Annotated in this window: 20 protein-coding genes; 12 read left to right on the top strand and 8 right to left on the bottom strand. The window is 57.0% G+C overall.

Annotated features, from left to right (window positions below; translation table 11 throughout):
• Positions 1–488: 488 nt before the first annotated feature.
• On the bottom strand, positions 489–2,315 hold the full coding sequence (locus AC2FH6_RS03110) for an extracellular solute-binding protein (protein ID WP_496701135.1): 1,827 nt from the start codon (positions 2,313–2,315) through the stop codon (positions 489–491).
• 291 nt (positions 2,316–2,606) lie between these two features.
• On the opposite strand from AC2FH6_RS03110, the gene AC2FH6_RS03105 reads away from it, so the two are divergent.
• Positions 2,607–3,380, top strand: a complete 774-nt coding sequence (locus AC2FH6_RS03105; RefSeq protein WP_496701134.1) for a 3-hydroxybutyrate dehydrogenase — start codon at positions 2,607–2,609, stop codon at positions 3,378–3,380.
• 18 nt (positions 3,381–3,398) lie between these two features.
• Positions 3,399–4,424: a patatin-like phospholipase family protein gene (locus tag AC2FH6_RS03100; protein WP_496701132.1), complete on the top strand. Its 1,026-nt coding sequence runs from the start codon at positions 3,399–3,401 to the stop codon at positions 4,422–4,424.
• On the opposite strand, the gene AC2FH6_RS03095 is transcribed toward AC2FH6_RS03100, so the two are convergent.
• From AC2FH6_RS03095 to AC2FH6_RS03080, 4 genes are all read right to left on the bottom strand, one after another.
• Complete coding sequence (locus tag AC2FH6_RS03095; protein WP_142633557.1) at positions 4,425–5,102, bottom strand: DUF502 domain-containing protein; 678 nt, start codon at positions 5,100–5,102, stop codon at positions 4,425–4,427.
• 64 nt (positions 5,103–5,166) lie between these two features.
• Entirely contained in the window at positions 5,167–6,081 is a 915-nt protein-coding gene (locus AC2FH6_RS03090; RefSeq protein ID WP_496675820.1) for a pseudouridine-5'-phosphate glycosidase, read from the bottom strand.
• Positions 6,078–6,971 (bottom strand): PfkB family carbohydrate kinase, encoded by an 894-nt coding sequence (locus AC2FH6_RS03085; RefSeq protein ID WP_281972023.1) that lies wholly within the window; start codon positions 6,969–6,971, stop codon positions 6,078–6,080. The genes AC2FH6_RS03090 and AC2FH6_RS03085 overlap by 4 nt, the downstream gene beginning before the upstream one ends.
• Positions 6,972–7,027: 56 nt before the next feature.
• Positions 7,028–7,648: a thiamine phosphate synthase gene (locus AC2FH6_RS03080; RefSeq protein WP_496675816.1), complete on the bottom strand. Its 621-nt coding sequence runs from the start codon at positions 7,646–7,648 to the stop codon at positions 7,028–7,030.
• Positions 7,649–7,801: 153 nt separating this feature from the next.
• On the opposite strand from AC2FH6_RS03080, the gene AC2FH6_RS03075 reads away from it, so the two are divergent.
• The 4 genes from AC2FH6_RS03075 to AC2FH6_RS03060 all read left to right on the top strand — a co-directional run bounded on the left by AC2FH6_RS03075 (position 7,802) and on the right by AC2FH6_RS03060 (position 12,142).
• A complete protein-coding gene (locus AC2FH6_RS03075) occupies positions 7,802–8,545 on the top strand; it encodes an RNA methyltransferase (protein WP_281972025.1) in 744 nt (247 codons plus the stop codon).
• A 62-nt stretch (positions 8,546–8,607) separates the two neighbouring features.
• A complete protein-coding gene (ctaA, locus tag AC2FH6_RS03070) occupies positions 8,608–9,753 on the top strand; it encodes a heme A synthase (protein WP_496701130.1) in 1,146 nt (381 codons plus the stop codon).
• Positions 9,754–9,758: 5 nt separating this feature from the next.
• Complete coding sequence (locus tag AC2FH6_RS03065; RefSeq protein ID WP_496701129.1) at positions 9,759–11,228, top strand: carboxypeptidase M32; 1,470 nt, start codon at positions 9,759–9,761, stop codon at positions 11,226–11,228.
• 17 nt (positions 11,229–11,245) lie between these two features.
• Positions 11,246–12,142 (top strand): CE1 family esterase, encoded by an 897-nt coding sequence (locus AC2FH6_RS03060; protein ID WP_496701127.1) that lies wholly within the window; start codon positions 11,246–11,248, stop codon positions 12,140–12,142.
• A gap of 61 nt (positions 12,143–12,203) precedes the next feature.
• Here AC2FH6_RS03060 and gyrA read toward each other — a convergent pair whose 3' ends face one another.
• The gene (gene gyrA, locus AC2FH6_RS03055) at positions 12,204–14,897 is read right to left on the bottom strand and encodes a DNA gyrase subunit A (RefSeq protein ID WP_496701510.1); all 2,694 of its coding nucleotides are present in this window, start codon (positions 14,895–14,897) and stop codon (positions 12,204–12,206) included.
• A gap of 224 nt (positions 14,898–15,121) precedes the next feature.
• On the opposite strand from gyrA, the gene AC2FH6_RS03050 reads away from it, so the two are divergent.
• Both AC2FH6_RS03050 and AC2FH6_RS03045 read left to right on the top strand, forming a co-directional pair.
• Entirely contained in the window at positions 15,122–15,391 is a 270-nt protein-coding gene (locus AC2FH6_RS03050) for an usg protein (RefSeq protein ID WP_142633572.1), read from the top strand.
• 103 nt (positions 15,392–15,494) lie between these two features.
• Positions 15,495–16,190 (top strand): lipid-binding SYLF domain-containing protein, encoded by a 696-nt coding sequence (locus AC2FH6_RS03045; RefSeq protein WP_496691173.1) that lies wholly within the window; start codon positions 15,495–15,497, stop codon positions 16,188–16,190.
• Here the strand turns inward: AC2FH6_RS03045 and AC2FH6_RS03040 are convergent, their stop codons facing one another.
• Positions 16,191–17,144 carry a radical SAM protein gene (locus AC2FH6_RS03040; RefSeq protein ID WP_496701125.1) on the bottom strand — a complete coding sequence of 318 codons (954 nt, stop codon included), beginning with the start codon at positions 17,142–17,144 and terminating at the stop codon, positions 16,191–16,193.
• Positions 17,145–17,307: 163 nt separating this feature from the next.
• Between AC2FH6_RS03040 and zwf the strand changes: the two genes are divergently transcribed.
• The 4 genes from zwf to AC2FH6_RS03020 all read left to right on the top strand — a co-directional run bounded on the left by zwf (position 17,308) and on the right by AC2FH6_RS03020 (position 22,813).
• Positions 17,308–18,756: a glucose-6-phosphate dehydrogenase gene (gene zwf, locus AC2FH6_RS03035; protein WP_496701123.1), complete on the top strand. Its 1,449-nt coding sequence runs from the start codon at positions 17,308–17,310 to the stop codon at positions 18,754–18,756.
• Positions 18,753–19,424 (top strand): 6-phosphogluconolactonase, encoded by a 672-nt coding sequence (gene pgl, locus AC2FH6_RS03030; RefSeq protein WP_142633575.1) that lies wholly within the window; start codon positions 18,753–18,755, stop codon positions 19,422–19,424. The genes zwf and pgl overlap by 4 nt, the downstream gene beginning before the upstream one ends.
• A 4-nt stretch (positions 19,425–19,428) precedes the next feature.
• Positions 19,429–21,042, top strand: coding sequence for a glucose-6-phosphate isomerase (gene pgi / locus AC2FH6_RS03025; protein ID WP_496701121.1), 1,614 nt, complete (start codon positions 19,429–19,431; stop codon positions 21,040–21,042).
• A 151-nt stretch (positions 21,043–21,193) separates the two neighbouring features.
• Complete coding sequence (locus AC2FH6_RS03020) at positions 21,194–22,813, top strand: long-chain-fatty-acid--CoA ligase (RefSeq protein ID WP_496691177.1); 1,620 nt, start codon at positions 21,194–21,196, stop codon at positions 22,811–22,813.
• An 83-nt stretch (positions 22,814–22,896) separates the two neighbouring features.
• On the opposite strand, the gene AC2FH6_RS03015 is transcribed toward AC2FH6_RS03020, so the two are convergent.
• Entirely contained in the window at positions 22,897–24,360 is a 1,464-nt protein-coding gene (locus AC2FH6_RS03015) for a flavin-containing monooxygenase (protein ID WP_496701119.1), read from the bottom strand.
• Positions 24,361–24,552 lie beyond the last annotated feature (192 nt).

Raw genomic sequence — 24,552 nt, 5'->3', positions numbered from 1 at the left:
TAGGGCTATGGCAAAATGTCGCACCTTGAGCGTGCGAAGTTTAAATCAGTTAGGCCCGCCACAGGAAATCTGAGACGGGCCTACGGACCAAATAGTTTTGAGTGAGTGGAGGCTGGTCCGAAAATACTGTTCCTGATGTTGTAACACAGCTATGTGTCGGTAATGTTTGGCGTAATTCAAATTGGATACATTTGTACTAGTCGCAGGCTATATCTTTCGAACCCGTTACGTAAAGCCCCTTGTTGAAATTTTTCAAATTTGTCTGAAACTAGGGATCGCATCAATTTATAGCGGAATGCCCACAGCATTTACCTGCATGTCGTGGTACTGCGGGTCTGTGCCAGAATCCGCCGAAGGGTATGAGACCCACACAGCAAACGCCGAACGGGTCTTATTGCATCACATCTGCAGCGGTTGCGATCCTCTTGAACGAGATTGGCACGGACAGTTAGCAATTAGGAAAGGACGGGGCCGCCTCTTTTGAGGCGCTATTCCTCGTACCACCAGACCTGCGGCATGTATTCCGGCCCGTCACCGTATATGGGCAGGGTTTCCGGCTGTTTCAGCTCACGCGCATGTGCAATCCGGCCGACGTCAAAGCTCCAGATCGGGATGACATACCGGCCAGCGGTTAGAACGCGATCCAGCGCGCGGGTCGCAGACACGAAATCTTCGTGGCTTTCAGAGGCCAGCATCGTATCGATTAAACCGTCCACTGCTAGTGACTGAACCCCCATCAGGTTACGTGTTCCTGCCGTGTCGGCATTTTCACTGCCCCAATACAGGCGTTGTTCGTTGCCCGGCGACAGGGAAAGAGCCCGGCGAAATGGGGTCATGTCAAAATCATGGGCATCCATCCGAGAGGTGTATTGTGCGTCGTCGATTTTTTCGACTGTAAGCTCGATGCCAAGCCGTTCAAGCGTACGCGCATAGATTTCTGCGATGGTTCCGACATTCTGGACAACGTTGAGGCTGCCCTGGCTGATGACCATGTCAACGATGAACGCTTCGCCATCTGCGTTTCGCAACACGCCATCCTGAACTGTCCAGCCAGCCTCTTGCAGCAGCTTGGTTGCCTTGCGCAGATTGGCCCTGTTGCGTTCCGAACCGTCACCTTTCGGAAGCTCGTAACCTTCCAGTGTACCGGGCAACAGTGTATCGGCGTATGGCTGCAGCAGCTCAGCCACCTGACCGGTGGCAGTACCGGGCTGCATCGCCAGATCCGAGCCCGAGAAATACGAGGTTATCCGCGGTTGCGCGCTTCCGGTGACGGTGTCGTTGATGAATTCGAAATTGAAAGCCAGAGTCAGAGCCTCGCGCACGCGCCAATCATCGAAGGGTGGCTTGCGCGTATTCATGACAAATCCGGTCATGCCCGAAGGCTTGCGATGCGGGATTTCGGTTTTCACCACATCGCCGCGCTGTACCGCGGGGAAGTCATACTGGTTGTTCCACTTATCGGCGTTAAACTCGCGCACGGCTGAGAGCTCGCCTGCTTTGAAGGCCTCGAATGCGACTGTGCCATCCCCGTAGAACTCGATCCGCATCTCATCCAGATTCATGGTGCCGCGCCGAAACGGAATGTCAGCGCCCCAGTAATCCGGATTGCGACGCAGGTTCACATACCGTCCAGCTTCGTACCCGTCGATGACATACGGTCCAGACCCCAGAGGGATGTCTTGCAGCGGCGCGTCGGCAAAGTCTTTACCCTCCCACTGTGCCTTCTGAAGGATCGGGCGCATCCCGGCGATCAGCGCAAGCTCGCGGTCGGGGTCGTTAAACGTGATGCGAACGGAACGCGGTCCGGTTTGTTCGATACTGTCGATCTTTCCCCAAAGGCCGCGATATCTCAGATGCCCTTCGGTTCCCAAAGTCTCATATGACCAGATGACATCCTCGACAGTGACCGGTGATCCATCCGAGAATCGGGCGTTCTCTCGCAGGGTAAATTCGACCCAGGATCGGTCCGGAGCCGTCTCAACTGATTCGGCTAACAACCCGTAAAGAGTGAAAGGTTCGTCCCAGGAACGCCCCATCAGGCTTTCATGGGTCCAAAATCGCAACTGCCAGGGTGACGTGCCTTTTTGCACAAACGGGTTAAGACTGTTATAGCCGCCGGTATTTCCAAATACGACTTTGCCGCCTTTGGGTGCATCAGCATTGACATAGGGTAGCGACACAAAATCCGGTGGAAGGGCAGGGTCACCATACATAGCTATGCCATGGGTCGATTCTGCATGGGCTGCTGCAACGGCAAAAACACTAACGATTCCCGCGATCATAGGGCGAACGGGGCGAAGAAAATCGGGGCTCATTTTGGAAACAATCCTGCTCTGGCCTTATTTTGTTGGGATTCACCGTAGCCATGATTTTTCATATTATCAAACTTTTAGCTTGGACGAAGGCGTGGAATTGCTTATAAAGGGCGTACTGCTCGATAGGTTTCTTGCCTGTATGAAACCTGCCTCAATAACTTAACGCCCGCTTCGTGCGGGCGTTTTTTTTGTGCGATTTTCACTGATACAGCGCGGCCAATCTTTCCCCGTTTTCTTTGCAGGTGCAGCATGGCACTGTGCCGTCAACACGGAATCTGACGGAGAGCACCCATGAGTCTTTCAGGCAAAACAGCAATCATCACAGGATCGAATTCGGGCATCGGGCTGGGCATCGCCCGCGAGCTGGCCAAGGCCGGGGCGGATGTGGTGCTGAATTCGTTTACTGACCGCGACGAAGATCATGCTCTGGCCGCAGAGATCGGGCAGGAAACCGGAACCAACGCGCGCTATATCAAAGCGGACATGTCCAAGGGTGACGAGTGTCGGGCGCTGATCGAAAAGGCTGGAGCCTGCGATATCCTGGTCAACAATGCCGGCATTCAGCATGTGGCGCCGATTGATCAGTTTCCAACCGACAAATGGGACGCGATCATTGCGATCAACATGAACTCGGCCTTTCACACCACTGCCGCCGGGTTGCCGATGATGCGCAAGGCGGGCTGGGGACGGGTGGTGAATATTGCATCGGCCCATGGGTTGACGGCATCGCCTTTCAAAGCCGCCTATATCGCGGCCAAGCACGGTGTAGTCGGGATGACCAAAACCGTAGCCCTCGAGACCGCACAAGAGCCGATTACCTGTAATGCGATTTGCCCGGGATATGTGCTGACGCCGCTGGTCGAAGAGCAGATACCCAATACGATGAAAGAATACGATATGAGCCGTGAGGATGTCGTGAAGAATGTCCTGCTAAAGCGGCAACCTTCGAAAGAATTCGCTACGGTCGAACAACTGGGCGGTACGACGGTCTTTCTGTGCTCGGATGCGGCGGCGCAGATCACCGGCACGACGATTTCAGTTGATGGCGGGTGGACCGCGCTCTGAGCCTTGGGGAGTAGGGCAGTGAAACGTATCAATCTGGCTTTGCAGGGCGGCGGCGCGCACGGAGCGTTCACTTGGGGTGTGCTGGATCGTCTGCTGGACGAAGATGATATCGAAGTCGCGGCGATCACCGGAACATCGGCAGGCGCACTGAACGGTGCGGCCTATAAGTCCGGCATGGTACGGGGCGGCCGGGAGGGCGCGCGCGCCAATCTGGATGCGCTCTGGGCCCGTATGGGGGCCGTCGACGATACGAACCTGACCAACTGGATGCGTGCGTTTGAGCCCTCACATATCGCACAGTCCATCGAAAATTCGCTGCCGTTTGCTGTAGGCGACGCCTGGTCGCGGTTGGTTTCGCCTTATGCCTATGGGCCGTTCTACCGTAACCCCTTGGAGCCCGTGGTTGAGCGCTTTGATTTCGATGAAATATGCGCTGCCGAAGGTCCGCGACTGTATGTCTGCGCGACTTGCGTGCGCAGCGGAAAGATACGGGTGTTCACAGGGGATGAGCTGTCGACTGAGGCCATCCTTGCGTCCGCCTGTTTGCCAACCCTGTTTCAGGCGGTCGAGATATTCGATCCAAAATCGGGCCGGACCGAGGCTTACTGGGATGGCGGATATACCGGTAATCCAGCTCTGTATCCCTTGTTCAATTCCGATCTGCCCGAGGACGTGGTGATCGTGAACATCAACCCCCTGGAACGGGAAGAAATCCCCAAGACGCCGCAGCAAATCCAGAACCGGATCAATGAGATCGGCTTTAACTCATCGCTGTTTCGGGAACTGAGGGCCATAAGCTTCGTTCAGCGCTTGCTGGAGGATGGCAAGCTGAAAGCGGGCGAAATGAGCCGTGTTCTGGTTCACATGATTGCCGATGACGCGTTGATGAATGACCTCTCGGTCGCGACCAAGACAGTGCCCAACCCTGTGGTCCTGCATAAGCTCAAAGAAGCTGGCCGCAATGCAGCTGATCAGTTTTTGACAGATCACAAGGCCGATCTGGGTGCACGCAGCACGGTCAATCTGCCGGAAATGTTTGGATAATCACTCTGGTGGCTGGGTCGGGTCTTTGTCGTTCGGGTAAACAAGACCGGCCGAAATCACTAGTTTGGCGGCATCTTCGATCGACATGTCCAAAAGGATGACGTCCTCGATCGGAAAGAACAGCAAGAACCCCGATGTCGGGTTGGGTGTCGTCGGAATGAACACGCTGTACAGATCGCCACCCGCTTCTGCGCGTTCGTTGACTTCTCCCTTTGCGGTGGTCGAGACGAACCCGATGGCCCAGATGCCACGGCGCGGATATTGAACCAGACAGGCTTTTTCAAATGACCGTTCAGTCTGGGCAAAGACGGTCTCGGAAATCTGCTTGATGCCTGAATAGATGGACCGGATGACTGGCATCCTATTCACCAGGCTTTCGGTGAACGAGATAAAGGATCGGCCCAGGATGCCCTTGGCAACCCAGCCAACCACGACGGTGAACACCAGAAAAAAGATGACACCTACACCGCGCAGGTTGATGCCAACATATTGTTCAGGCTGGAATTGGTGGGGAACCAGCGGCAGAACCGCACTGTCGATCCAGCCGACAACAGACCAGATCAGCCAGATCGTCAACCACACCGGCGCAATAACGACGATGCCCGTCAGAAAGGACGCGCGCAGCCGTGAGAACAGGCCGGGCTGTCGGTTGGGTTCTTCGTCAAAAGGAGTGTTCATTACGGTCCTGAGTGGCTTGCGAATTTAGTTAAGCAGTCCTTGGCCTTGGTACAATAGCTATATGTTAATCCGCCTTGGCGGACAGGGCGCGGGCGATCCCGGCTGCCAGACGGGCATTGTTGCGGACCAATGCGATATTGGCGGTCAGAGAACGACCTTCGGTCTGCTCATAAATCCGTTGCAACAGGTAGGGTGTGACCCCTTTACCGCTGATCCGATGCACATCTGCATCCGCCTGTGCCGAGGCGATGATCGGGGCCAGTTCCTCGGATGGGATCTGATCGGCCTCCGGGATCGGATTGGCGACAAGTTGGCCGCCGGGCAGGCCAAGCGCGCGTCTGGTCGCATGTGCGTGCGCGATGTCTTCCGCACTGTCCATGCGCAGAGGGGCTGCCAGCGGGGATTTTGCCGACCAGAAGGCCGGAAATTCGTCCTGGCCATAGGCAATGACCGGAACGCCCAGTGTTTCCAGAACCTCAAGCGTCTTGGCCAGATCGAGGATGGCTTTGGCGCCTGCGGCAACAACCGTGACCGGGGTATGGGCCAATTCGTGCAGGTCAGCAGAGATATCGAACGAGGTTTCAGCCCCTTGGTGGACGCCTCCAATACCGCCGGTGGCGAAAACGTCGATCCCGGCGTGATGGGCGGCGATCATGGTTGCGGCGACCGTTGTTGCACCGGTGCCACCGGTTGCCATGCAGGCTGCCATATCGGCACGGGACAGTTTGGCGACCCCATGCGCTTGGCCCAGCGCTTTCAACTCTTCGGCTTCCAGACCGACGTGAAGCGTACCATTGATCACCGCCATGGTGGCTGGCACAGCGCCCGCGTCTCGGATGTCTTGTTCAACCTGTGCCGCAACCTCGATGTTCTGCGGGTAGGGCATACCGTGGGTGATGATCGTGCTTTCCAGCGCAACGATAGGTTGGCCTGCGTCTTTGGCGGCGCGGACCTCGGCAGAATATTGAATGTTGATCACAGTGGGGTTTCTCCGGAAACGTAAGTTGCGGCGGCATGCAGGGCACGTGACAGGGCCTCATCGCTTGGGGCACCGGTGGCCTCGGATGCGATATGCGCCGCCATGAATGTATCACCCGCGCCGGTCACACGGGTGACCAGAACGGATGGGGGTTTTTGGGTCAAGATTTCCTCAGCGCTGGCAACGGTTGCTGAACTGCCGCCATCGGTCACAAGCACGCGCAGCGCGCCGCGATCCAGTAGCCCCTTGGCGGCGCTCGCCGAATCCGCGAATTCGCGCTGGCACAGGATGCCAGCCTCTTCGAGGTTCACATAAAGCGTCGCGCGGGCATGCTTGAGGAAAGGCAGCAGGCGATCGGCCTTGCCGGGTGAGGCCGGTGCCACGCGCAGGTCGGCCCCGGCGAAGGCTGGGCTTTGCGCGATTTCTTCCAAAAGCGACAGCGTCAGGTTGCCATCCAAAGCAACAGGACCATCAAATGGCATGGTCTCTGTGCCTAATGGGCCTTGCATCAGGGGTTTCAGAATTTTTGCCCCAGCGGCCTCAAGTGAATGAGCGTCCGCTATCGCGGCAATCAGCCCATTGGCGCCCTCGACAGCCATATATCGGTCGGTCGGCAGGTCCTGCGAGCGATAGATGTGATCGGTTACCATCCCCAGTCGGGCGCAAGCGTTGACCAACTCGTCCCCTTCGGGATCGCGGCCAATGGCGGTCAACAGGGTGGGCGTCATGCCAAACCGCACCAGCGTCATGGCAATGTTCATTGCCACGCCTCCGGGCAGGCGGGTGATCCTGCCGGGAACATCCGACCCCTGCCGCATGGCGCTAGCAGAACGTCCGATCACGTCCCACAGGACAGAACCGATACAAAGAATTTCGCTGTTCTGAGTCATGTCGACGTCATGCCGCAGCCCCGGCGTGGGTGCAAGGGTTAACGCTCACATCCTGCTCAGCCCATGGCGGTGATCAGGTCGTTCAGTCCAGCGGCCGGGTCATCCTGTGACCAGATCTCATCCCCGATGCCGAAGAAATCGGTGCAGGGGCTGAGGTCACGGATCAATTCGGGGGTCAGGCCGCCTTCTGCCACAACCGGCACTTCGATCATCTCGGACCACCACTGGAACAGATCGTGCTCGGCCACGGTTCCGTCACCCAAGGAGGACGTGCCAACCGGGCCAAAGGCCACATAATCCGTCCCGGCCTCACCAGCCGACATGCCGTCATGGCTGGAGGTGCCGCAGAAGCAGCCGACAATGGCATCGGCACCCAATTCCTTACGCACATACCGGACCGAGCGCGCGCCGTCATCCAGATGCACCCCATCCAGACCCAGACGCTGCGCCAACAGGACGTGGTTGGAAATCACCAGCGCCACGTCCCGCGTATGTGCCACCTCGCGGCAGGCATCAGCGGCGCGGGCAATCGTATCCTCGTCATTCCCGGCAAGGGCCAGACGGATGCAGGCGATTTCGGTGCTGTCCAGAACGCGGGCCAGTTGGTCGGGGAACGTGCTCAACGTGATGGTCGGCGGGGTGATCAGGTAAATCTGCGGCTGCTCGGGGGTGTCCATCGGCGCGTCCTTAGCTTTAAGTCTTTTGCGCGGTTTAGCGGATTGCGGGCCGGAAGCAAACTTTTATGCCTGTTTCAGGCAGAATTGGCGCCGCCAATGGCTTGCCCTGCGTTGGCGCGACGATTACAGCAGGCGCAGTTTTCGGAGACAACCATGCCCAGCGACAAATCCCAGCCCTCATTTGTGCTCGTGCGCCCGCAGATGGGTGAAAACATCGGTGCCGCCGCGCGGGCGATGTGGAATTTCGGGCTGGACCGGATGCGGATCGTGGCCCCACGTGATGGCTGGCCAAACCCCAAGGCAGTGGCGATGTCCAGCGGTGCGGGCCGTCTGCTGGATGAGGCGCAGCTGTTTGACGATCTGGCTGGCGCGCTGTCTGACAGTACCTATGTCTTTGCTACTACGGCCCGCCAGCGCGGGTTGACCAAGCCGGTCTTCAGCCCCGAACGCGCTATGCAGATCGCGGCCGAAAAGGTCGCTGCGGGCGAAAAAGTCGCCGTGCTGTTTGGCCCGGAACGGGCAGGGCTTGAGAATGAGGATATCGCCAAGGCCAATGCCATCATCTCTGTCCCGGTGAATCCGGAATATGCCTCATTGAACCTTGGGCAATGCGTGTTGCTGACCGCCTATGAGTGGATGCGCCAGACAGGCGACGTCGTGCATGAGGCAACCGATCTGGGCAAAGGCGACTGGGCCACAGGCATCGAGGTTGAAAAACTGGTCGAACATTATGAAGACCGGCTGGAAGAGGCGGGGTTCTTTTACCCCCCCGAAAAGGCCGAAAGCATGAAGACCAATCTGCGCAATCTGTGGTCACGGATGCGGATGACGCGGGCGGATGTGCAGATGTTGCACGGGGTCATGCGTCAGATGGTCCGTTGGAAAGACAAAGGGTAAGGCTGGACCTCGTCCCATGGTGGTCCTAGCTTGCAACGAAATTCAAGACACATGAGGAACGCATGAGCGGCAAGCGCAGCATCTTCGAAGAGGTCTCAGACTCTGAAAAACAACAAGCGGTTCAACCTGGTATGATTGACCGGGGCCGCGGTGGTGCGCGTAAGGCTATCCGGGCCTGGCTGATGATCCTGTTTGCGCTTGTGGTTGTGATGATTGCGGTCGGTGGGCTGACCCGCCTGACCGATAGCGGGCTGTCGATCACCGAATGGCGCCCGCTCACTGGGGCTGTCCCGCCGATGACCGAAACCGACTGGCAGGCCGAGTTCGACAAGTACAAGCAAATCGACCAGTGGCGCATCCAAAACCAGTGGATGGAGCTGGCGGATTTCAAATCCATCTATTGGTGGGAATGGGGCCACCGGCAACTGGGCCGCGTGATCGGGCTGGTCTGGGCTCTTGGGTTCTTCGGGTTCCTTATTGCGCGCAAGATACCCACCGGCTGGACCGGCAAGCTGGTGATCCCCGGAGCTTTGGGTGGGGTACAGGGCGCTGTTGGCTGGTGGATGGTTGCCTCAGGCGTGACACAGGGCGAGGGGATGATCGCCGTTGCCAGCTATCGCCTGGCGATCCATCTGGGTCTGGCCTTTGTGATCTTGGGTTTCCTCGCCTGGTATATGTTCGAACTTGGCCGGGATGAGCGTGACCTGATGCAAGCCCGCCGCGCGAAAGAGGCCAAACTGTTTTCCCTGTCTACCGGCCTGATGCATTTCGCATTCCTGCAGATCCTCATCGGTGCACTTGTCGCAGGTATCGACGCTGGGCGGTCTTATACCGACTGGCCATTGATCGGCGGGCAGATTTTCCCGCCGGACGCGGCGATACTGGAACCGATGTGGCGGAACTTTTTCGAAAGCCCGGGGCTTGTGCAGTTCATCCATCGTTGCGCGGGTTATCTGCTGTTCATCTTTGCCATCGTTGTCTGGCGTCGTGGCAATTCCAGTGCGCATCCGCAAACGCGCTTTGCCTTCAACACGATGTTCGCAGCCTTGTCGCTGCAGGTGGTTGTTGGGATCATGACCGTGATCTACGCGGCCCCCTGGCAGATCGCCATTTTCCACCAGTTCATGGCCGTGATCGTGTGGACTCTGACCCTGCGTGCGCGCTTCCTGACAGCCTATCCCATCGCAACTTCGATCCGCGGAGCCTGACCCAGATGACTGCCTATGATGAACTGATGGCCTTCCAACGTGAAACCTCGGCACTTGGTCAGATTGCCGGGCGTCTGGGATGGGATCAGGAAACAGTGATGCCCCGCGGCGCAGCACCGCAGCGCGCAGAAGAAATGGCCGCGATCGAATCTGTTTTGCATGCCCGACGGTCTGATCCGCGTGTGGCAGAGTGGCTGGAGCAGGCCGACCCGCAGGACGATGTCGCCCGCGCGCAACTGCGCGAGATACGCCGGTCCTATGAGCGGACCGTGAAAGTGCCCGCCGATTTGGCCAAGACCATCGCACGCGTTACCTCAGCCGCGCAGGGCACATGGGCACAGGCGCGCGCCGATGAGGATGTGGCGGCCTTTTTGCCCGTACTGGAAGAGGTTGTGGCGCTCAAACGTCAGGAAGGTCAGGCCCTGGCACAGGGCGGCGATGTCTATGACGCCATGGTCGAAGATTACGAGCCCTATACGACCGGCACTCAGATCGCTGCGATCTTTGACCAGATGCGTCCGCGTCTGGTGGCATTGCGAGCAGCCGTACTGGATCAGCCCGGACCGGCCGCCCTGACTGGGACGTTTGACTCAGCGACCCAGATGCGCCTGTCACAGAAGCTGGCCACCGGATTCGGTTACGACCTGAACACTGGCCGGGTCGACAAGGCCGTTCACCCGTTCAGCTCGGGCAGCGGATTGGACGTGCGGATCACCACGCGCACCAGCGAGACCGATCCGTTCAACTGTTTCTATTCAACCATTCACGAGGTCGGCCACGCCGCCTATGAACAGGGCATCGACCCAGCCTACCTTTTGACCCCGCTGGGGCAGGGCGTGTCGATGGGCGTGCATGAAAGCCAGAGCCGGATTTACGAAAACCAACTGGGTCGATCACGCGCCTATACTGGCTGGCTGTTTGGCCAGATGGTCGAGGCTTTTGGCAATTTCGGCGTCGCCGATGCCGATGCGTTCTATGCCACGGTCAACCGGGTCCATAATGGATATATCCGCACCGAGGCGGATGAGGTGCAGTACAACCTGCACATCATGCTGCGCTTTGACCTTGAGCGCGAGTTGATGAGCGGTGATCTGCAGGTCAGCGACCTTGAGGGCGCATGGAATGACCGGTTCAAGGCCGATTTCGGCTATGCGGTTGATAAGCCCTCGAACGGGTGTCTGCAGGATGTCCATTGGTCCGTCGGTCTGTTCGGGTATTTCCCGACCTACTCGCTGGGCAATGTCTATGCCGGATGCCTGAACCAGGCTCTGCGATCCGCGCTGCCCGATCTGGATACTCGACTGGCCGAGGGTGACACGTCGGGCGCCACCGGTTGGCTGCGCGAAAACCTCCAACGCCATGGCGGCCTTTACGCCCCCCGCGACATCATCCAACGCGCCAGTGGCATGGAACCTGGGCCGGAGCCTCTGCTGGACTATCTCGAGGCGAAGTTCCGGGCCTTGTACAAATTTTAATCGCAAAGAAACCTGCATTGGTCGTCAGGCTGGTTACAATCTGCATCGCAGCACTCGCTGGTTATTTGGCGTTGCGTGGCAATAGGCCAAACGCGTCCTTTTCCGAATTGTATCAGGTGACCGACTGCGGTGGTGCCGACATGCCTTGTCAGGTTTCAGACCGACACTATAACGCCCTGATCCCAATCGGGGATGGACCTTTTCCAGCCATCGTGTTCTTGCATGGCTCAAACGGAAGTGGTCAAAAAACGGTAGAAAACATTGATTTGGTTCAACCTTTTCTGAATCGTGGTTATGCGGTGATCGCACCAACAGCATTGGAGATCGAATATCGAAACGGCCCCGGTACTGGGTGGGTGTGGGATTCTACCCGATACAGCCGGGATGATTTCCGGTTTGTCGCGGATGTCGTCGAAGATGCAATTCAAAGGTTTTCCATCCAACCGGATGGCATTCTAGTCGCGGGACATTCTCGTGGCGGTTCATTCGCCTGGTATTTGGCTTGCTCCGAGGTTGATCCGCGCCTTAAGACCTTCGCGCCAATAGGCGGGACGCCGATGCGCCGTCAGCCTGGCCCCTGTGCCACGGCCAGTTTCGACTTTGATTTGCTTTATATGCATGGCTACGCAGACTCTGTCATTCCATTTGCCGGGACAGACTCATCCCTTCGGGCACATGACTATATGGGTGCTGTCGAAGCTGTAGACGGAATGGCCTATAAATTGGGGTGCGATACGGTCGATCTAACCCAAGGAAACGGCTTTGATCAAAGAACTTATCACGGATGCCGTTCGGTTGTAGAAAAAGAAAGGTCCTTGTCAGTGATTGGTTTTCAAGGCGGACACAGTGTTCCAACCGGATGGGCGGATCTGATCCTGAACTGGTTTGAGAGCCTGGCTGACCACGGCCAATAGCCCCAAACATAAAACGGATCGCGGAAACAGGTTCCACGATCCGCAATTCTAGACGGCCGCGTTACTCTTCGGTTTCCTCGTCACCCTGATCGGCGATCCAGGCGACGCTGACAACCTCTTCGCCTTTGCCGGTGTTGAACACCTTCACGCCACCTGCTGACCGCGAGCGGAACGAGATGCCTTCGATCGGGACCCGGATCGACTGACCCTTGGACGTGGCCAGCATGATCTGATCTTCGATATCGACCGGGAACGACGCCACAAGTGCCCCGCCGCGCATCGCCTTATCCATCGCCGCGACACCCATGCCGCCGCGTCCGCGGACCGGGTAGTCGTGGCTGGAGCTCAGCTTGCCTGCACCGCCAGTGGTAATCGTCAGGATCATGTTTTCGGCCGCAGACATCTCGGCATAGCGTTCTTGCGTGATGGTGCCGGGGGTTGCTTCATCCTCATCCGTCTCACCGTCATCGGCGATGCCTGCCACTGCGCGGCGCATCTTGAGATAGGCGGCGCGTTCATCCGGATCAGCTTCAAAGTGGCGGATCACCGACATCGAGACGACACGGTCGCCACTGCTCAGCCTTATGCCCCGAACACCGGTGGATTCGCGTGAGTTGAACACGCGCACATCAGTGGTGCGGAATCGGATTGCGCGGCCCGAATTGGTGACCAGCATCACATCTTCGTCTTCTGAGCAGATGCGTGCATTCACCAGTTCGATGCCTTCGGGCAATTTCATCGCAATCTTGCCGTTGCGGCGGACATTGGTGAAATCCGACAGTCGGTTCCGGCGCACATCGCCTGCGCTGGTGGCAAAGATGATCTGCAGGTTTTCCCATTCTTCGTCCGGCACATCCACGGGCATGATCGCCGCGATGGACACCCCGGTCGGAATCGGCAGGATGTTGACAATGGCCTTGCCCTTGCCAGTGCGCCCCGACTGCGGCAGACGCCAGGTCTTGAGCTTGTAGACCATCCCGTCAGTGGTGAAGAACAACAACTGTGTATGCGTGTTCGCCACGAAAAGGTTGGTAACGACGTCCTCTTCCTTGGTCTGCATTCCCGACAGGCCCTTGCCACCACGTTTTTGCGCCCGGAAATCGGCCAGCGGAGTACGCTTGATGTAGCCGCCCGACGTGACGGTCACGACCATATCCTCACGCTCGATCAAGTCCTCGTCTTCCATGTCGCCGGACCAATCGACGATCTCGGTGCGACGGGGCACGGCAAACTGTTCACGAACGCTGCGCAGCTCATCTCCGATAATCGACATGATGCGCTCTCGTGAGGACAGAATATCGAGGTATTCCTGGATCTTACCCGCCAGTTCTTCCAGTTCGTCCGTAACCTCTTTGACACCGATCTGGGTCAATCGCTGCAGGCGCAGGTCGAGGATCGCGCGGGCCTGAACTTCGGTCAGGTTATAGGTGCCGTCGTCGTTCATCATGGACAGAGGGTCGTCGATCAGGCGCAGATAGCTTTCGATCTCAGCCGCGGGCCAGCGGCGGGTCATCAGCTTTTCACGCGCTTGCGCGGCGTCAGCGGATGAGCGGATGGTTGCAACCACCTCATCCACATTCGAAACTGCCACGGCCAAACCGCACAAGATGTGACTGCGTTCGCGGGCTTTGCGCAGGTCGTACGCAGTGCGACGGGCGACGACGTCCTCGCGGAAGTCAATGAAGGAGGTCAGGAACCGGCGCAGAGTCAGTTGCTCGGGTCGCCCACCATTCAGCGCCAGCATGTTGCAGCCAAACGAGGTTTGCATCGGCGAAAAACGGAAAAGCTGGTTCAATACAACTTCGGGCGTGGCATCACGTTTCAGTTCGACCACCACGCGTACGCCGTTACGGTCGGATTCGTCCTGAACGTGGCTGACGCCTTCAATCCTCTTCTCACGCACGGCCTCGGCGATCTTTTCGATCATCGAAGCCTTGTTCACCTGATATGGAATCTCATCAACCACGATGGCATAGCGGTCTTTGCGGATTTCCTCGACGCGGGTCTTCGAGCGAATTATGACGCTGCCGCGCCCTTCCAAATAGGCTTTGCGCGCGCCGGACCGGCCCAGCATTACGCCGCCGGTCGGGAAGTCGGGGCCTGGAACATACTCGATCAGCTGCTCGGACGTCAGATCGGGATCGTCGATCAGGGCGAGGGTGGCGTCGACCACCTCACCAAGATTGTGCGGCGGGATATTGGTCGCCATGCCCACGGCAATGCCGCCAGCGCCGTTGACCAGCATGTTCGGGAACCGTGCGGGCAGGACTGTCGGCTCTCTGTCTTTGCCGTCATAGTTGTCCTGAAAATCGACGGTGTCTTTCTCGATATCCGCCAGCAGAGAGGCGGCGGGCTTGTCCATCCGCACTTCGGTATAGCGCATGGCCGCCGGGTTGTCGCCGTCCATCGAGCCAAAGTTGCCCTGACCATCCAGCAGCGGCAACGACATAGAGAAGTCCTGCGCCATCCGCACCAGCGCGTCATAGATCGCGCTGTCACCGTGGGGGTGGTATTTACCCATCACATCGCCGACCGGACGGGCCGATTTGCGATAGGATTTGTCATGGGTGTTTCCGGTCTCGTGCATCGCGTAAAGGATGCGCCGATGTACCGGTTTCAACCCATCGCGCAGATCAGGAATCGCACGGCTAACAATGACCGACATCGCATAGTCCAGATAGGACGTGCGCATTTCGGATTCGATGGAGACCGTCGGGCCACCGTAAACGGGGCGTTCTGGTGGGTTTTCATCCATATTTTCAGGAACTTCTGGCGTATCGCTCACGTAAACTGCCCGTTCTGTATGCAGACTCTATATCTTGTGGATACACCTTATCAGACCCGGCACATAAGGTGCAAGCAAGCAACCATTTTGCAAGTGAGAAACTCCGGTAACATCACGGTAACATATTGTTAACTAAGGATTAGGGTGTTTTCGTGATACAATAGGGGGACCTTGCAATTAATATTGAGGTCGAAATGGAGCGCAGCGAAACGGAATTGATGCTTAAAGGTTATGGGCTGACAACGGCGGAATTATTCTACCACATGCCCGACTATATCCATGTTCTGAACACCTTCATCTGGCAGGAATACGATCTGGCGCCGGATCATCCGAAACTGTTCGAGTTCATTGATTTCTGGCAGCGAGAGATCGAAGGGCCCTTACATTCCGTAAAATTCACGCACCGTAAGATGATCGCGCCCGGAGAGTGGCGCAATCAAGTTGGCGAGTTTCGGGTGAATTAGCCGCCCTGACAGATTATTGGCTGTGTAACGAAAGGGCGTGTTCCATTTGATTTTCTTAGGCTAGGGTCGTGTCCAAGCCATTGATCAGCTAAGGAAATGCCGCATGCCCAGAATGTTGCTGTTTGTCGCCGCCGTTTTGCTTGGTGGGCCAGTCGCCGCTGAGGGAGTTTTGGACAAGATCAAAAAAGGCGCGGCAAACGCGGCTGACGTTGTCGGGCAAGGGGCCGAAACCGTTGGCGAGACAATCGATAAAGGCGCGAAAGCTGTTGAGGGTACGGTCGACTCGACCACCGAATTGCTAAGCAATGAGGCCACTCCGGAAGAGACGCGCGCCAAGCTGGACACATTGGCCACGCAGATTCTGGATCAGTTGCTGGCCGAAAATCCCGAAGCGCAATCACTGTACGAGGTCTGTGCCGGCTATGCCGTGTTCGACTCGCGCAAGGTTACGGTGTTTCCAGTCTCGGCTGGGTATGGGCGGGGTGTGGCGGTGTCAAAGGACACCGGCCAGCACACATATATGAACATGGGAACAGGCGGCGTGGGTGGAGCGATCGGCATCGGCGGTTTTGAATCCAAATTTGTGATCATGTTCGAAACATCTGCTGATCTGGATAAGTTCATCACTCAAGGCTATGACGCGACCGCCGAAACCGGTGCCATGTACGGCGACGAAAACACGACGGAAATCGTGCGATTCAGCGACGGTCGGTCCTTTTTTGCATTGTCCAAGACAGGGTGGCGTGTGGCAGCGGGCGCGTCGGGTACAAAATTCTGGAAATCGCCGGAACTGAACTGATCAACCCGAGCAGCTGGCCCCGCCCAGAACGCAGAATTTGGCACAATGCGGATGGTTAAGGTGCACGTCCGCTTCCGCCTCGGCCAGCGTATGCCCCATCTCGAATTCCGGCTCATAAGGCAGCAACGTGCAGGCCAGAACGGCCGGTTTTTCAGCGCCCTTGCGTTTGACCACCATCCGGGCACTGGCGCACATCACAGTCGCGGGTGATTTGTCCAAGATACCCCAGCAGGCGGTGGTAATTTCCGGCACTTCGACGGTTTCGTCCATTTCAGGGAAAAGGACCGTTCGCGCACGGTCATGCGCGTCGATGCCAAACCCGTGGCGGTTGAATAACGTAGCATATCCCTGACGGCTTTTTTCATCGTCCTCGCCCCATACGGTTCTGCCGGCAACAGCCATCCGGAATCCGCCATCGCGTAGCCACTTCATACCTTCCACGGTTTTGTCAAAACTGCCTTTGCCACGTTCCTTATCGTGCAGGTCGGCACGATAATGGTCGAGCGATACCCGCAGCGTCAGTTTCCCAGCGTAGTCGCGCTGAAGTTCAGTCAATCCCTCGCGCATCTTCTGGCGCATCATTGGCCGCATCGCGTTGGTCAGTATCAACACCTCATAGCCGCGTTCCAGCGCAGCGCGTGCCATCTCGATCATGTCGGGGTTCATGAACGGCTCACCACCGGTAAAGCCAATCTCACGCACGGGCCAGTTTCTGTCTTCGATCTGGTCCAGATAGTCCCGCACTTCACCCGCCGAGATATAGACCAACGCATCATTGGTCGGGCTGCTTTCGATATAGCAGTTCACACATTCGATGTTGCACAGAGTCCCGGTATTGAACCAGAGCGTCTCGGGGTTGGTCAACGCCACCGAGGCACGAGTCTGGCCATCCGCTGTCACCAATTTGTTTTGAAACTTGCCGATATTGACGATCTGAGGGGCGTTGTCTTTCATTCCGGTTTCCGGTTCTTTTCTGTTGTCACCTTGAATTAGAGGTTTCAGACCGTTTCGCAAAGTGAGACATGGGTGAACTGACAGAGAATTGATGTCGCGGAAATCCGCAATAATGGTTGCGCTAACATTGGACATTGAGCATAGGGCAAGGTAAGGAAAACACATGGTTTCTCGCGTCATACCTGTAGACCCCTTTGATCTGGTCATTTTTGGCGGAACCGGCGATCTGGCGCAGGGTAAAATCCTGCCCGCTCTGTTTCGCCGGTTTTGTGCTGGCCAGTGGGCTGAAGGCGCGCAAGTAATCGGGGCGGCCCGAACGGATTACGATCGTGACAAGTTCCGCAATTTGGTCCGCAACTCGCTTGAGTCACATGCCGGACGACACAGTCAGGACACCGCTGCACTGAACGCGTTTTTGCAGCGGGTTGATTATGTGACATTGGATGCTGTTGCGGATCATGGCTGGGCCGAGCTTGCGCAGAAACTTCAGCCGGATCGGGTTCGGGCGTTCTATTTTTCGGTGGGGCCGCGGTTGTTTGGCCCTCTGGCGGAACGGATCGAGGCGTATGATCTGACAACGCCGCAGACGAGGATCGTGGTTGAAAAACCCTTTGGCCATGATCTGGAAAGTGCGCGGGCTTTGAATGCCACGCTGGCCGCGCATTTCAGGGAAAGTCAAATCTATCGAATCGACCACTATCTGGGCAAGGAAACCGTCCAAAACCTGATGGCTGTACGGTTCGGCAACATGTTGTTCGAACCACTTTGGAACAGCCAATATGTCGACCATATCCAGATCACCGTAGCCGAATCCGTCGGAATTAACGGCCGTGAAGAGTATTACGAGCGCGCAGGCGCGATGCGCGACATGATGCAGAACCACCTGATGCAGCTTTTGTGCCTGATCGCCATGGAACCTCCGGCCAAGTTCGACCCGGATGCGGTGCGTGATGAAAAGCTCAAGGTCATTCGCGCTCTGGACCCGGTAAAGCCGCATCATATCGTGCGGGGGCAGTTTGAGGGCGAAAGTTCAAGTTACCGCAATGCCGTTGGAAATCCGCGCTCGACCACGGAAAGCTATGTGGCGCTGCGGGCGCATATCAGCAACTGGCGATGGGCGGGAACACCGTTCTACTTGCGCACGGGCAAGCGCCTTGTGGCCCGGTCTTCGGTGATCAATGTGATGTTCAAAGACGCGCCGCACTCGATCTTTGGAGCGGATGCCGGGCGTCATGCGAATGCGCTGTCGATCCGCCTGCAGCCAAATGAGGGCATCACGCTGAAAGTAACGATCAAAGAGCCCGGGCAAGGCGGCATGCGTTTGGTCGACGTGCCCTTGGACATGAGCTTTGCCGAGGCCCTGGGCGCCGAGAACCAGGACCCGCCAGACGCCTATGAACGTCTGGTGATGGATGTGATCCGAGGCAATCAGACGCTGTTCATGCGCGGTGATGAGGTCGAGGCCGCCTGGGCCTGGACAGACCCGATCATCGCAGGATGGCAGGCGCGTGGCGATGTGCCGAAACCTTATGAGAGCGGCAGCACTGGGCCAGGCGACGCCGAGCTGCTGATGAAACGGGACGGTCGCCGTTGGCAAGGGATAAACCCATGAAAATTCAGGAATACGCCGACCGGGATATGCTAGCCATCGACGTGGCCAATGCTATCGCCGGAGATCTTGAGGCGGCGCTGCTGCATCACGATCTGGTCTCTTTTGCTGTGCCGGGCGGTACCACACCCGGGCCGGTCTTTGACGGATTGTGTGCCGCTGATTTGGATTGGGACCGGGTCCGAATTCTGCCAACGGATGAACGGTGCGTGCCCAGCGACAGCGATCGCGCAAATGCGCGGCTGATCCAAGAGCGTTTGCTGACCAATCGCGCCTCGGTCGCGCAATATGTGCCGCTGTATCTGGATGGCAAAGATCCGGAATCGGTGCTGCCCGAAATTGAGAGCTTGATTGCGCCTGTGCTGCCTCTTTCGGTTCTCATGCTGGGTATGGGCGAAGATATGCACACCGCCTCGCTGTTTCCGGGGATGGACGGGTTGGCCGCCGCATTGGACGGGCATGCGCCACCTTTGGCCGTGGCCCGACCCGAAGTTCAGCCCGAGGCGCGGATTACATTAACGGCTCCGGTCTTGGACGGCGCATTGTCTAAGCATCTGGTGATTTTTGGGGAAACCAAACGCAAGGCGCTGGACCGGGCCATGTCCCTGCATCCCAAAGAGGCGCCGATTGCTGCTGTGTTGGGCGGCATGACGGTCCATTGGGCGGAGTAGAGTTATGAACCTGGATACTCTCAAGGCATTTGCGTCAGATGGCGGTCGTTCCATTTTGGACTTGTTCGAACAAGACGTGGATCGGGCACAGGTTTTCTCGACCTCAACGGGCGATATGCTGTTTGACTATTCAAAGACGCAGATTGACGCAGACATTCGCGCAGCCCTGATCCGCCTATGCGACGAGGCGGGGCTTGCCGACAGGCGCGACGCGATGTTTGCGGGTGCCAAGATCAATGAAACCGAAGAACGCTCGGTTCTGCATTCGGCATTGCGGAATCTGGATGGCGGTCCGGTCGACGTGGATGGTCTGGATGTCATGCCTGGCGTTCTGGATACGCTACAGCGGATGCGTGTCTTTGCCGAAGAGGTCCGTGGGGGGGCCGTGTCCGGGGCAGGGGGCAGCTTTACCGATGTGGTGAATATCGGAATTGGTGGGTCTGATCTGGGACCGGTTATGGCCACGCATGCGCTGGCTCCGTATCACGACGGGCCGCGGCTGCACTATGTCTCGAATGTAGACGGGGCACATATTGCCGATGTTCTACGGCAGTTGGATCCGACGCGGACACTTGTGATTGTCGCGTCCAAGACGTTCACGACCATTGAAACCATGACCAATGCCCGCACCGCGCGCGCCTGGATGGTCGATGGCGGTGGGGAGCCGGCCCGACAGTTTGCTGCGGTTTCCAGCGCTTTGGACAAGACTCAGGCCTTTGGCATTCCCGAACAGCGCGTGTTTGGTTTCGCCGATTGGGTCGGGGGGCGTTATTCGGTTTGGGGGCCTGTGGGCCTGCCGGTGATGATTGCCGTAGGCTCGACGGCCTTTGACGCGTTTTTGCGTGGTGGACAGGCAATGGACGTGCATTTTTGCGCCGCCGATTGGTCCGAGAATATGCCGGTGATGTTGGCTTTGACCGGTGTCTGGCATCGGCAGGTTCTGGGATATGCCAGCCGGGCCGTGCTGCCATACGATCAGCGTCTCCTGCGCTTGCCCGCATATTTTCAGCAGCTCGAGATGGAGTCGAATGGCAAATCCGTTGCCATGGACGGCAGTGCGCTGACCATTCCTTCGGGTCCGGTGGTCTGGGGTGAGCCTGGTACCAATGGTCAGCATGCGTTTTATCAGCTGATCCATCAGGGCACAGACGTTATCCCTTGCGAATTCATGGTCGCTGCCGAGGGACATGAACCTGAGCTGACCCACCATCACCGTCTGCTGCTGGCCAACTGTCTGGCCCAGTCCGAGGCGCTGATGCGCGGCCGATCGCTGGACGAGGCGCGGCAGCGCATGGCCGACAAAGGGTTGACGGGTGAAGAATGCGAACGTCAGGCCCGACATCGGGTGTTTGCTGGCAATCGTCCCTCGACCACGCTGATGTACCCCAAGCTAACGCCTTTTGTTCTGGGGCAGATCATTGCGCTGTATGAGCATCGCGTATTCGTCGAAGGGGTCCTGTTGGGGATCAACTCTTTTGACCAGTGGGGCGTTGAACTGGGCAAGGAACTGGCGACTTCACTGGGGCCAATCGTGGACGGTGCAGAAGGTACCGAGACCAAAGACGGGTCAACCGCCGCCCTTGTTGCCTATGCCATGTTGCACCGGGAAACCGAATAAAAGCCAGCTTTGCCGCCCTGGCATGACGCATTCTTCTATTGTCAGACAATTAAATGCTTGGCAGGATTTCTTTTGACCGCGCCGATTGCAGAAGATGCGTGGCAAACAAGAAGGTGCTGCAAAAAGCGGCCCCGACACAGGGAGGATGTCCATGCTGGGACAAATGATGACGCAACCGTTGCTGATCTCGTCACTGATCGAACATGCCGATCGCTATCATGGCCAAACCGAGATTTATTCTGTCGAAACTGACGGCAGTTTGACTGAAACAAACTGGTCGCAAGTCGCCGAGAACGCGCGAAAATTGGGTTCTGCACTGTTAGGTCTTGGGTTGGAACCGCACGCTCGGATAGCGACATTGGCATGGAACAACCGCCGCCATCTGGAAATCTACTATGGCACTTCGGGTGCTGGATTCGTCTGCCACACCGTAAACCCCAGGCTGTTTCCAGAGCAGCTGACCTATATCATCAATCATGCGCAGGACCGGGTTCTGTTTTTCGACGCCACATTCATCCCGCTTGTCGCCGCTTTGAAGGACCACCTGACAGAGGTGCAGCATTTCGTGTTTATGGGTCCGCGGAATGATGACGCAATCGTGCAGGTTCCAGGGGTGCAGTTCTATGATGAGCTGATCGAAACCGGTGATTCCGGCTATCAATGGCCCAGACTGGACGAAAACACAGCCTCAAGCCTTTGTTACACCTCGGGCACAACCGGAAACCCCAAGGGGGTGCTCTATTCCCATCGCTCGACAGTTTTGCACAGTTTTGGGTCCAACACGCGTGACGTGATCGGGTATTCGGCGATGGATGTGGTACTGCCAGTTGTACCGATGTTCCATGTGAACGCTTGGGGATCGCCGTACGCTTGCGCGATGTCGGGGTCTCGGATGGTATTACCGGGACCAGATTTGCATGGCGAGGCATTGGTCAATTTGATTGACAACTATGGGGTGACACTGGCCATGGGTGTGCCGACGATCTGGCAGGGTCTGCTGGCCTCTGCCAAGAAGTCGGGCAGTCAACTGTCCAGTCTTGAGCGCACAGTTATTGGTGGGGCCGCATGTCCGCCGTCGATGATCGAGACGTTCCGCGAAACCTACGGTGTTGATACAGTCCACGCCTGGGGGATGAGCGAGATGAGCCCGCTGGGAACCGCGAACCAGCCCTTGGCGAAACATGGAAAACTGCCCAAAGAAGAGCAGTATGGGCTTCGGGAAAGTCAGGGCCGTCCTTGTTATGGGGTCGAATTAAAAATCGTTGATGATCTCGGCAATGAGCTTCCGCGTGACGGTGAAACACAGGGAGACCTGATGGTGCGCGGATACTGGGTATTGGACAGCTATTTCATGATGCAGGATCAGGGTCTGCTGCAAGACGGTTGGTTTGCCACTGGCGACGTGGCGACACTGGACCCGGACGGGTATATGACGATCCGAGATCGCTCAAAGGACATCATCAAATCCGGCGGTGAATGGATCAGTTCGGTCGAGCTCGAAAATATCGCGGTGGCACATCCAAAGCTGGCAGGCGCAGCCGTTGTGGGTGTGCCGCATCCGAAATGGGACGAACGGCCCGTTCTTGTGGCGGTGAAAGCCGAGGGGGCAAACCCAAGCGAAGAAGAATTGCTGGCGTTTTTTGGTGGTAAGATCGCCAAGTGGCAGATCCCGGACAGGGTAGTCTTTGTGGACGCGCTGCCACTGAACGCGACTGGCAAGATCCTGAAACGCAACCTGCGGGAAGACTTCAAAGATGTGCTGAGTACCTAGCGCAAGATCACTGGTCTGGCAGACACAAGCGCGATGGTTTGCCGGGTTTTCTGACTTCGCGGCGAACGTAGATCTATAGCCCCTCAGCCTTCTGAAGTTCCACGCCTGAAATCTGCCAGTTTGGGTTTCCTCGTGCGCCTGAAATACTCGAACGAACTGCCTGGCCAGTTGGTGGTTATCCGCTCGCCATCTTTGTAATAGCTGCGCTTGATCCGCGCCCACTGACTTTTGGCAAGACGCTGTTGCATCTCGTCATCGAAACGCAATGCCGCCTCAGGTTTTACTTCGATCGTGCCGTGATCGGCCGCCTTGATAAGTTGGATGACAAAACCGATTTGCGCTTCGATCATGGCCAGTACCGTCGTGTGGCCAAGGTTTGTGTTTGGTCCGTAAATTATGTGCAGATTAGGGAATTTGGGAACCGAGATACCAAGATAGGCCCGCGCACCACCTTCATCCCAAACATCGCGCAACAAGATACCATCACGTCCCTTGATATCAATAGCTTGCAGGAAGGGGTTGGATTGGAACCCGGTGCCAAGAATGACCACATCATGGTTGCGTTCGGTACCGTCTGTGGTCTTGATCCCATCTTTGGTGAAACAGTCGATTCCCTCCGTCACCAACTCAACCTTGTCCTGGTTCAGGGTCTGATAGTAGCTGTCCGAGACCAAAAGGCGACGCGCGCCGGGCGGGTATTTGGGCCGAAGCGCCTCGCGCAGTTTTGGGTCCGATATCGTCTTTTCCAGATGCCGGTTCAGTATGTTCTGCATCAGCATCTCGTGCAGTTTCGATCCTTTCATGACTGGAAAGATCTTGAATTCATTCTCGGCCCAAAGGCGGAAGCGATAAAGTTTTTGAAGGAAGGGCATCGAACGCATCAGCGACTTGAAGCTCTCGCCATAGGTCTTGTTGCCTTTGGGCATGACCCAATTTGCCGTGCGTTGATAAACTGTCAGAATGTCTGCCTGTTTGGCGATCTCTGGGATGAACTGCAGCGCGCTGGCTGCATTTCCAATCACAGCAACCGATTTGTCCTTCAGGTCGATATCATGGCGCCATTCGGCAGAATGGAATATGGTTCCCCCGAAGAGCTTCATCCCCGGTATCCCAATACGGTTGGGAAAGTGCAACTGACCAACCGAGCAAACCACGTGGCGGCAGAGATAGGTTTCATCTCCATTGCCCTTGGTCGTTACAGTCCACATTTCACTTGTCGGATCGAAGCTTGCTGAAGTGACGGCGCAGCCAAGGCGTAAATGCGCGATCACTCCGAATGTTTCCGCACAATCCCGGATGTAATCCAGAATCTCTTTCTGTCCCGACCATTTTCGGCTCCAGTCCGGCGTTTTGCTGAAAGAGTAAGAATACAAATGCGAGGGCACATCGCATTCCGCACCGGGATAGGTGTTATGCTGCCAAGTGCCCCCAAATTCAGTGGCCTTGTCGAGTATTGCGAAGCTGTCGATTCCCGCTTGTCTGAGCTGGTAGCCCATACCAATGCCGCCAAAGCCAGCACCTATGATCAAACAGTTCACCTGCTTCATGATACTTCCTTATGCTCGTATGTCCGTTTCGCGACTTACCAGTGGCGTTTCTGATCTACCTGGTTTGGCTTTGGGACAAGCGTGACCGGCATAAAATCTTCTTTCAATTTATCTCAAGTTCACCTGAGCCTGCTAATAACTTGGGCCCAGACTAAGTCCTTCAATGCAAATGTAATTGGGAACTTATCCCTC

This window comes from Ruegeria sp. CDSC045, assembly GCF_059610725.1.
Note: the sequence above shows the minus strand (reverse complement) of the source record. Positions and strands in the feature narration are given on the sequence as shown.